Genomic DNA, 8,830 nt, shown 5'->3' with positions numbered 1-8,830 from the left:
CCGGGGACTTCCACTTCATCCTCGGCACCGACCTCGGCAGCCGAAGCCGCACACGCCGTACCTGTGGATGAAGCAGCCCTCGGATCATCACTGTGGAGAACGCGCCCGCATTGTCGGTGGGCGCGGGGAGCCTCGCTGTCATGAGCTCTCGCGACCCCTTCGACCCCGGACGGACCCTGAACACGCGCGAGGACGCGCTGACGTCGCTCATCGCGCTGCACGCCACCGGTGGCTTCGACAAGCTCACGATGAGCGCAGTCGCCGCGCACCTGCGGATGTCGCGGTCCTCGGTGCATGCCGCTCACGGCGACCTCGCCGGCTTCTACGCCTCGCTCACCGATCTGTTCGCCGATCGCTGGCGGGGCTGGGTCAGGCCGAGGGACATGGACGATCCGATGCCCGTCAACCTGCCCGAGGCCGCGGGCGAGCAGCTGGGTGTGCTGACCTGGCAGTCCCTGCAGGCAGTGGCCTCGGCGGAGGCCCGCGCCGGTCGGCCGGACGCGTGGGAGGCCGTCGTGGCGATGCGCGAGTGCCAGCGGAACCTGCTGACCTGGCACATCCAGTCGTTGACCGGCCGTCGGCCCGATGCCACCGATCTCGACTTCGTGATCCTCGTCGCCGACGCCGTGCGCCTGCGGATGGTCGACCCGATCGACCCGATCACGCTCGAGCAGGCACGCGCGACGGTCGCCAGGGTCTGGCCGGCCGAGTGGAGTGTCCCCCGCGAGGTGACTGACGAACGTCCGTCAACCGATCCGGGGTGTACCCCTCCGCGTGACTGACGGACGTTCGTCAGTCAGTCACGGGCATACCCCTCCGCCAGGCTGACGGACGTTCGTCAACCTTGCGCGCGCCACTCCCGGTCGAGGATCGCGAAGTCGATCTCGCTGGTCCACTCGCCCTTGAACAGCTCGTTCTCGACCAGCACCGCCTCCTGGCGCATCCCAGCCCTGGTCAACACCGCGGTCGAGGCGGGGTTGCGGGTGTCGACGCGGCCGACGACCCGACGCAGACCCAGGCCGTCGAAGGCGATGCTCAGGAGACCGCGGGCCAGCTCGGTGGCGTAGCCGTGACCCTGGTCCTGGGGTCGCACGACGTAGCCGATCTCGCCGGAGCGGTTGGCCTCGGAGTGCCAGAACAGCATCCCGTCGCCGATCAGGACGCCGTCGTCGCGGCGTACGACGGCGAACCAGAGGTGCTGTCCCTCGCCGGTGAGGTCGCGCCGCATGCGCCACGGAGTCGCCAGCTGCTCCTCGCCGAGCTCACGCGTCCAGGGAACAGGCGGGATGTAGCGGCAGACCTCGGGCAGCGCGCGGTACACGAGCAGCTCGTCGAGATCGCTCGGCTCGATCAGGCGCAGCAGCAGCCGATCGGTCTCGACCGGTTCGGGCACGAACCGGAACTCGCCCTCCGCCTGCTCCTCCGCCATGGCTCAGGACTCAGGAGTGGTGACGCCGGAGCCCGAAGGTGATGCCGTCCACGAGCGCCTCCCAGGAGGCCTCGATGACGTTCGCGCCGACGCCCACGGTGGTCCAGGTCGACTCGCCGTCGGTGTGGTCGATGAGCACGCGCGTGATCGCGTCGGTGCCGTGGCCCTGGTCGAGGATGCGCACCTTGAAGTCGATCAGCTCGAACCGGGCGACCTCGGGGAACGCCTGCGCGATCGCCTGGCGCAACGCCTGGTCGAGCGCGTTGACCGGGCCGTTGCCCTCACCGGTCACGACGTAGCGGACCTTCGCCTCGCCCTCGCCCGCGTGCAGCTTGACCGTCGCCTCGGACAGCGCCTCGTCCTCGGGTCGGGGGTGCGGCACCGTCTCGGTGATCACCCGCCAACCCTCGACGTCGAAGTACGACGGGCGGGCGCCGGTCACCTCCTCGGCGAGCAGCAGCTCGAAGGAAGCATCCGCGGCCTCGAAGGTGTAGCCGGCAGACTCCAGCTCCTTGACCCGCTTGGTGACCCGGGAGACCAGCTCGGGGTCGCCGGAGAGGTCGAAGCCGAGCTCACGACCCTTGAGCTCGATCGAGGCGCGGCCGGCCATCTCGGACACCAGCAGCCGCATGTCGTTGCCGACGGCGGCGGGATCCATGTGCTGGTAGAGATCCGGGTCGACCTTGATCGCCGAGGCGTGCAGGCCGGCCTTGTGCGCGAAGGCGGACGTTCCGACGTACGGCTGTCGTGCCGACGGCGGGACGTTGGTGACCTCCGCGACCGCGTGCGCGATCCGGGTCGCCTCGGTCAACAGCCCCGGCGGCAGGACCTGGCGGTCCAGCTTGAGCTCGAGGTTGGCGACGACGTTGATCAGGTCGGCGTTGCCCGTGCGCTCGCCGTACCCGTTGATGCAGCCCTGGACGTGCGTCGCGCCGGCGTCGACCGCGGCGAGCGTGTTCGCGACCGCGAGGCCGGTGTCGTTGTGGCAGTGGATGCCGACGCGTACGCCGGCCGTGGTGATGACGTCGTGGACGACGTCGGCGACCCAACCGGGCAGCATGCCGCCGTTGGTGTCGCAGAGCGCGATGACCTCGGCACCGGCGTCGTACGCCGTGCGCAGGACCTCGAGCGCGTAGGACCGGTCGAGGCGGTAGCCGTCGAAGAAGTGCTCGGCGTCGAGGAAGACCTGCTGACCCTCGGCGCGCAGGTGGGCGACGGTGTCGCGAACCATCGCCAGGTTCTCCTCGGGCGTGGTGCGCAGCGCCTTCTCGACGTGACCGACGTGCGACTTGGCGACCAGCGTGACCACGCCGGCGCGCGAGTCGCGCAGCGCGGCGACCTGCGGGTCGTCGGCGGCGGTGATGCCGGCCTTGCGGGTCGCGCCGAACGCGGCCAGCCGTGCGTGCTGCAGGTCCAGCTCGGTCGCGGCACGTCGGAAGAACTCGGTGTCCTTGGGGTTCGCACCCGGCCAGCCACCCTCGATGAAGCCCACGCCGAGACCGTCGAGGTGCCGCGCGATCGCGAGCTTGTCGGCGACCGTCGGGTTGAGACCCTCCTGCTGCATGCCGTCGCGCAGGGTGGTGTCGTAGACGTGGAAGGCGCCGTGAAGGTCGAGGGGCTGGTTCATCGCACCCTCATTCTGACAGAGCGCGCGCCTGTTGCCGGCGGTACGTCAGAGGCCGAACGGGCCACCGGTCGCGGGCGCCCAGCCGATGCCGCTCATCTGGGCCAGCATGGTCAGCAGCGCGGCGACGCCGAGCAGCACGAAGCAGGTGATCAGCCACGGCACGGCGGTCCGTGCCGCGGGGTGCACCAGCCGGTTGACGGGGCTCCGGAAGCGCTGGTTGTCCGGGCCGGTCCACAAGCCGATCCCGACGCCGGCCCCACCGGCGAACAGGGCCGTCGGGAGGTCCGCGGCGGCGTACCCGACAAGCCCGGCGGCCGCGCCGAACAGGCCCGCCCACAGCATCAGCACGATCGCTCCGGGAACGGCCCGCAGCGTGTGCCACGGGCTGGTGACGACGACGCGCGGGCCGTCGTGCCAGCGACGTCCGCGAGCCGTACGGCGGTCCGCGACCGCCGCCGCGGCCAGCGATCCGCTACGCAGCACCCACACCGTCGCGAACGTCGCGGCGAGCGCGATCCACGGCAGTGCGGCGTACGCACCGCCGAGGGCGAGCGCCCCGGAGCCGATCACCAGCAGCCGACGCAGCCGCTCCCCCAGCGACACCGGCGCGGGCGCGACGTCGCCGTCGACCAGGCCGTGCTCCTCGTCCCACTCCTGCTCGATCCGGGTCATCGCCTCCGGGCGCGGAGGCTCTTCGGGGATGACGGCCGTCGGCGCGGCGTTGGAGTAGGGCCGCGTCATGCTCCCGGTGTCACCAGGCGCAGGGCGGGCGATCACGCCGAGCGCACCGCCGACCGGCGGTGGCACCTTCGTCGCGGTCGGGTCGGTGCTCAGCGGACGCAGCCAGGCCAGGAGCTCGCCGAGCAGCGGACGGTCCAACGGCTCGGGCGCGAGGGCCGCGTCGAGCACGCCACGCAGCGGCTCGGCGATGCCGCTCAGGTCGTGCTGACCGCGGCGCGCGCGGTCCAGGATCGCCATGGCCGGGCCCTTGCCGTACGGCGCCTGCCCCTTCGCGGCGTACGCGACGGTCGCCGCCCAGGCGTGCACGTCGGCGGCAGGGGTGGCCTCGTCGCCGTACAGGATCTCGGGCGCGAGGTAGCCGGGGGTCCCCAGCAGGTAGCCGGTCTGGGTCAGGCGCGGGTCGTCGGCGACCCGGGCGAGGCCGAAGTCGATGAGGATCGGCGTGCGACCCTCCATCAGCACGTTCGACGGCTTGATGTCGCGGTGCAGCACGCCGGCCTGGTGGCACGCCGCGACACCTTCGGCGAGGCAGCCGGCGAGCCAGTCGAGGTCCGACCCGAGGACCGGCCCCTCCTCGCCGACGTGGTCGTAGAGCGAGAGCCCGGGGACGTAGCGGGTGACGACGTACGGCACCTCGGCCCACGGATCGGCGTCGAGCACCTCGGCCACCCACGGGCTGCGCACCCGCTCGAGCGAGGAGACCTCGCGCGCCAGCCGCGCACGTGCCTCGCGGTCGCCGACGACCTGCGGGCGCAGCACCTTGAGGGCGACCCGACGACCGTCCCGGGCCCGAGCGAGATGGACGATGCCCATCCCACCCTCGCCGAGACCGGTCAGCAGGGTGTAGTCGCCGATGCGGGACCGCTGCTCCCCCTGGCTGCTCGTCACGGGTAGAGGCTACCGAGCGGGACCATCAATCGGCCGGATGCCGCCGACGGTGCGCAACCCCGCGCCCACCTCGACCGCGTGCGCGGCAGCGCGGCGCCGCCGACGCCGGTTGCCGAGCGCGCGGAGACGGCGACGGAGGGAGCGAGGAACGAGCGACCGGAGGAGCCGGCGGAGCAAGTGAGGCGAGGCGTCGATCAGCGGCGACGCGCTCGCGCCATCAGACGAACCGCTTCATCCAGCCGAACGTGTCCTCGGCCCGGCCGAACTGGATGTCGACCAGCGCGTCGCGGACCTTCATCGTCAGCTCCTGGCTCGCGGGCGCCGGGGTGTCGCCGTGGGCGGTCTTCAGTGCTCCGACCGGGGTCACGACGGCGGCGGTACCGCAGGCGAAGATCTCGGTGATGCGGCCGCTGGCCACGTCGGCCTGCCACTCGTCGATGCCGAACTTCCGCTCGGTGACCTGGTGGCCCATCTTGCCGAGCAGCTCGATGATCGAGGAGCGGGTGATGCCCTCGAGGATCGTGCCGGTCTCGGGGGTCACCACGGAGCCGTCGTCGTAGACGAAGTACATGTTCATGCCGCCGAGCTCCTCGACGTACCTGCCCTCCTGGGCGTCGAGGAAGACGACCTGGTCGCAGCCCTCGGCGTACGCCTCCTGCTGCGCGACCAACGACGAGGCGTAGTTGCCGCCGGTCTTGGCCGCACCCATGCCGCCACGGCCGGCGCGGGTGTACTCCTCCGAGAGCCACAGGGTGACCGGCTTGACGCCGCCCTTGAAGTACGCGCCCGCGGGCGAGGCGATGACCATGAACGTGACGTGCTGCGCCGGCCGCACCCCGAGGAACTTCTCGGAGGCGAACATGAACGGACGCAGGTAGAGGCTCTTCTCGCCCTCCTGGTCGGGCACCCAGCGGGCGTCGACCTCGACCAGCGCCTCGACGGCCTGCAGGAAGTCCTCGACCTCGAGGACCGGCAGCGCCAGGCGGTGGCTCGACTTGATCATCCGCTCGGCGTTGGCCTCGGGGCGGAAGCCCCAGATGGAGCCGTCCTCGTGGCGGTAGGCCTTCATGCCCTCGAAGATCTCCTGCGCGTAGTGCAGGACGGCGGCCGCCGGGTCGAGGGTGATCGGGCCGTACGGCGTGACGCGGGCGTTGTGCCAGCCGCCGTCAGGGGTCCACTCGACGGTGAACATGTGGTCGGTGAAGTGCGTGCCGAAACCGGGGTTGGCCAGGATCTCCGCCAGCCGCGCGTCGTCGGTCGGGTTCGCAGAAGGAGTGGTGGTGATCTGCATGCTCATGAATCTAGTCCTGGGTCAGGCGGGCGGCGACCGAGTCACCGACCGCCGGGGTGTGGATCTTGTCGCCGGGGTTGCGGGCCTCGAGCTCGGCCAGCACGGCCGTCTCGATCTTGGCCGCAGCCTCGGGGTGGCCGAGGTGGTCCAGCAGCAGCGCGCCGGAGAGGATCGCGGCGATCGGGTCGGCGATCAGCTGACCGGCGATGTCGGGCGCCGAGCCGTGGACCGGCTCGAACATCGACGGCGCGGTGCGGTCGGGGTTGACGTTGCCGGACGCGGCCAGGCCGATGCCACCGGTGATCGCGGCGGCGAGGTCGGTGATGATGTCGCCGAAGATGTTGTCGGTGACGATCACGTCGAAGCGCTGCGGGTCGGTCGCCATGAAGATCATGACCGCGTCGATGTGCAGGTAGTCGACCGTGACGTCGGGGAACTCGGCGGCGACCTCCTGGGTGATCCGCCACCACAGGCTGCCGGCGTTGACCAGGACGTTGGTCTTGTGGACCAGCGTCAGCTTCTTGCGGCGCTTCTGGGCACGGTGGAACGCGTCGCGCACGACCCGCTCCACGCCGTACGCCGTGTTGATGCTGACCTCGGTCGCGACCTCGGCCTTGGTGCCGGTGCGCATCGAGCCGCCGTTGCCGACGTACAGACCCTCGGTGCCTTCGCGAACGACGACGAAGTCGAGCTCACCGCGGCCGAGGACGGCGTCGGAGAGCGGCGAGACCGAGCCCGGGTAGAGCTTGGAGGGGCGCAGGTTGACGTAGTGGTCGAGCTCGAAGCGGAGCTTGAGCAGCAGGCCGCGCTCGAGGATGCCCGGGGGCAGGTTCGGGTCGTTCGGCTTGCCGCCGACCGCGCCGAGCATGATCGCGTCCGCGCCCCGGATCTCCTCCAGCACGCTGGCGGGAAGGACCTCACCGGTGGCGAGGTAGTTCTCGGCGCCGAGCGCGTACGTCGTCCGCTCGAACTTCACGCCCGCGGGGGCCGCCGCGTCGAGCACCTTGAGGGCCTCGGCGGTGACCTCGGGCCCGATCCCGTCGCCGGGGACGACAGCGAGGGCGACGGAGCCCTGGGCAGGGGTGAGGTTCTCGGTGCTCATGGGCTGGAATTTAGTTGTCATCGGGACGATCGGACGCTTCGTCTCGCAGGTCAAGCGGGTCGAACGGTGCGCCCGTGGGGTGCAGCGGGTGCGCGGCGTCGTGCTGGGCCGGACCCCAGTAGGTGGGGCGGGTCATGCGGTACATGGCGGATCCTTCGCGTCTGGCTCTGGTGGTGAGAGACCGACGCGGGTCCGACGAATGTCGGTGAACGCCGCGAAGCACCGCGGCGAGGTGGCCTCTCTCAGGCCCCGCCGCGGCGCTGAATTACGTCGAAGAAGACGATGGCGCTCCGCATGGTGGGATCACCTTAACGCATTCTCGGTGCTCGGTAAGACTGTTTCCATGAGCGCGCCGCCAGAGCTTCCCGAGGTGGTGCTGCGCGCCTTCGACGTCTGCCGGCGAGCGGGCTACGTGTCCTTCTGCCGCAACGAGACCGGCCGGCTGCTGGCCGCGCTGGCCGCGACGCGGTCCGGGGTGATGGCCGAGTTCGGCACCGGATGTGGCGTCGGGACGGCATGGCTGCGGTCCGGCGTACGCGACCGGTCGGCGCACATCCTCTCGGCCGAGCTCGACCCATCCCTCGCCTCGGCTGCCGCCGAGATCTTCGTCGACGACGAGCTGGTCTCGGTGCTCGAGGCCGACTGGTCGACGCTGATGGACAAGGGCCCGTACTCCCTGCTCTTCATGGACTCCGGCGACCCGTCGGCCGTCCGCGTCGACCGCATCGCCGACCTCGTGGAGCCCGGTGGAGTCGTGGTCCTCGACGACTTCTACCCGTGCGAGATGTGGCCGCCGATCACCGCCGGCCGGGTCGACACGCTCCGCGAGGAGTGGCTGACCGACGAGCGCTTCACCGCGGTCGAGGTCCTCGTCGCCTCCGACGCGTCCGTCATCCTCGCTACCCGGCGCTGACCCCGTGGAGCTGCTCGTCCGCGGCTCGTCGGCGGACTACCTCGCGGCCGACGACGTCGTCGACCACACCTCTCCGGAGGTCTCGGCCCTGGCCGCTTCGCTGCGAGCCTCGGCCTCCGATGACATCGCGTTCGCGCGCGCCGCGTTCGAGCACGTTCGTGACTCCGTCGCCCACTCGTGGGACGCCCAGGACCCTCGGGTGACGCTCTCGGCGTCCTCGGTGCTGCGTGAGGGCGTGGGCCTCTGCTACGCCAAGTCCCACCTGCTCGCCGCCCTGCTCCGCTCACAGGGCGTGCCGACCGGTCTCTGCTACCAGCTGCTCACCGACGACGGCTCGACGTACATGCTGCACGGCCTGGTCGCCGTCTTCCTCGACGGTGACTGGCACCGCCAGGACCCCCGCGGCAACAAGGACGGCGTCGACGCCCAGTTCTCGCTCGGCTCCGAGCAGCTGGCGTGGCCGGTACGCCCCGGGCTCGGCGAGCTCGACCTCCCCGAGGTGTACGCCGCCCCGAGCCCGCGCGTCGTCGCGACCCTCCGTGCCGCGACGGACATCCTCGCCCTCTGCGACGGCGGGCTTCCCACCGAGGTGTGAGCCCCTGCGCCGTTGATTGAGGAGCCCGAACCTCCCCGTTGGTTGAGTAGCCCGAGCCTCCCCGTTGGTTGAGTAGCCCGAGCCTCCCCCGTTGGTTGAGTAGCCCGAGCCTCCCCCGTTGGTTGAGTAGCCCGAGCCGCTAGGCGAGGGCGTATCAGTGATTGGCTTGGTGGGCCTGGTCGCGGTCTGACTCACGCGCGTATCTGACGCCGCTGGCTGTCTTGGTTTCGAAGTGTCGGCTGCG

General features: G+C 71.0%; 8 protein-coding genes. 3 read left to right on the top strand and 5 right to left on the bottom strand.

Features of this window, described 5'->3' with window-relative positions:
* Window positions 1-140: 140 nt before the first annotated feature.
* Window positions 141-782, top strand: a complete 642-nt coding sequence (locus ACYVJ3_RS16565; RefSeq protein WP_460854184.1) for a TetR/AcrR family transcriptional regulator — start codon at window positions 141-143, stop codon at window positions 780-782.
* A gap of 56 nt (window positions 783-838) precedes the next feature.
* On the opposite strand, the gene ACYVJ3_RS16560 is transcribed toward ACYVJ3_RS16565, so the two are convergent.
* From ACYVJ3_RS16560 to ACYVJ3_RS16540, 5 genes are all read right to left on the bottom strand, one after another.
* Window positions 839-1,429 carry a GNAT family N-acetyltransferase gene (locus ACYVJ3_RS16560; protein ID WP_460854183.1) on the bottom strand — a complete coding sequence of 197 codons (591 nt, stop codon included), beginning with the start codon at window positions 1,427-1,429 and terminating at the stop codon, window positions 839-841.
* A gap of 10 nt (window positions 1,430-1,439) precedes the next feature.
* Complete coding sequence (gene cimA / locus ACYVJ3_RS16555; protein WP_460854182.1) at window positions 1,440-3,056, bottom strand: citramalate synthase; 1,617 nt, start codon at window positions 3,054-3,056, stop codon at window positions 1,440-1,442.
* Between the two features lie 45 nt (window positions 3,057-3,101).
* Window positions 3,102-4,685, bottom strand: a complete 1,584-nt coding sequence (locus tag ACYVJ3_RS16550) for a serine/threonine-protein kinase (RefSeq protein ID WP_460854181.1) — start codon at window positions 4,683-4,685, stop codon at window positions 3,102-3,104.
* A 217-nt stretch (window positions 4,686-4,902) separates the two neighbouring features.
* Window positions 4,903-5,982, bottom strand: coding sequence for a branched-chain amino acid aminotransferase (locus tag ACYVJ3_RS16545; RefSeq protein WP_460854180.1), 1,080 nt, complete (start codon window positions 5,980-5,982; stop codon window positions 4,903-4,905).
* A 4-nt stretch (window positions 5,983-5,986) separates the two neighbouring features.
* Window positions 5,987-7,078 carry a 3-isopropylmalate dehydrogenase gene (locus tag ACYVJ3_RS16540; RefSeq protein WP_460854179.1) on the bottom strand — a complete coding sequence of 364 codons (1,092 nt, stop codon included), beginning with the start codon at window positions 7,076-7,078 and terminating at the stop codon, window positions 5,987-5,989.
* Window positions 7,079-7,421: 343 nt separating this feature from the next.
* Between ACYVJ3_RS16540 and ACYVJ3_RS16535 the strand changes: the two genes are divergently transcribed.
* The gene (locus ACYVJ3_RS16535) at window positions 7,422-7,991 is read left to right on the top strand and encodes an O-methyltransferase (protein WP_460854178.1); all 570 of its coding nucleotides are present in this window, start codon (window positions 7,422-7,424) and stop codon (window positions 7,989-7,991) included.
* 4 nt (window positions 7,992-7,995) lie between these two features.
* Entirely contained in the window at window positions 7,996-8,586 is a 591-nt protein-coding gene (locus ACYVJ3_RS16530; RefSeq protein WP_460854177.1) for a transglutaminase-like domain-containing protein, read from the top strand.
* Window positions 8,587-8,830: the final 244 nt, after the last annotated feature.

This window comes from Nocardioides montaniterrae (genome assembly GCF_054782655.1).
This window is presented reverse-complemented; position numbering and strand designations above follow the sequence as displayed.

What these genes read in the sequence shown, in the direction of transcription:
- ACYVJ3_RS16565 (WP_460854184.1), top strand. Translation starts at nt 141, where the DNA reads ATGAGCTCTCGCGACCCCTTCGACCCCGGACGGACCCTGAACACGCGC.
- ACYVJ3_RS16540 (WP_460854179.1), bottom strand. Translation starts at nt 7,078, where the DNA reads ATGAGCACCGAGAACCTCACCCCTGCCCAGGGCTCCGTCGCCCTCGCT.
- ACYVJ3_RS16535 (WP_460854178.1), top strand. Translation starts at nt 7,422, where the DNA reads ATGAGCGCGCCGCCAGAGCTTCCCGAGGTGGTGCTGCGCGCCTTCGAC.
- ACYVJ3_RS16560 (WP_460854183.1), bottom strand. Translation starts at nt 1,429, where the DNA reads ATGGCGGAGGAGCAGGCGGAGGGCGAGTTCCGGTTCGTGCCCGAACCG.
- cimA (WP_460854182.1), bottom strand. Translation starts at nt 3,056, where the DNA reads ATGAACCAGCCCCTCGACCTTCACGGCGCCTTCCACGTCTACGACACC.
- ACYVJ3_RS16545 (WP_460854180.1), bottom strand. Translation starts at nt 5,982, where the DNA reads ATGAGCATGCAGATCACCACCACTCCTTCTGCGAACCCGACCGACGAC.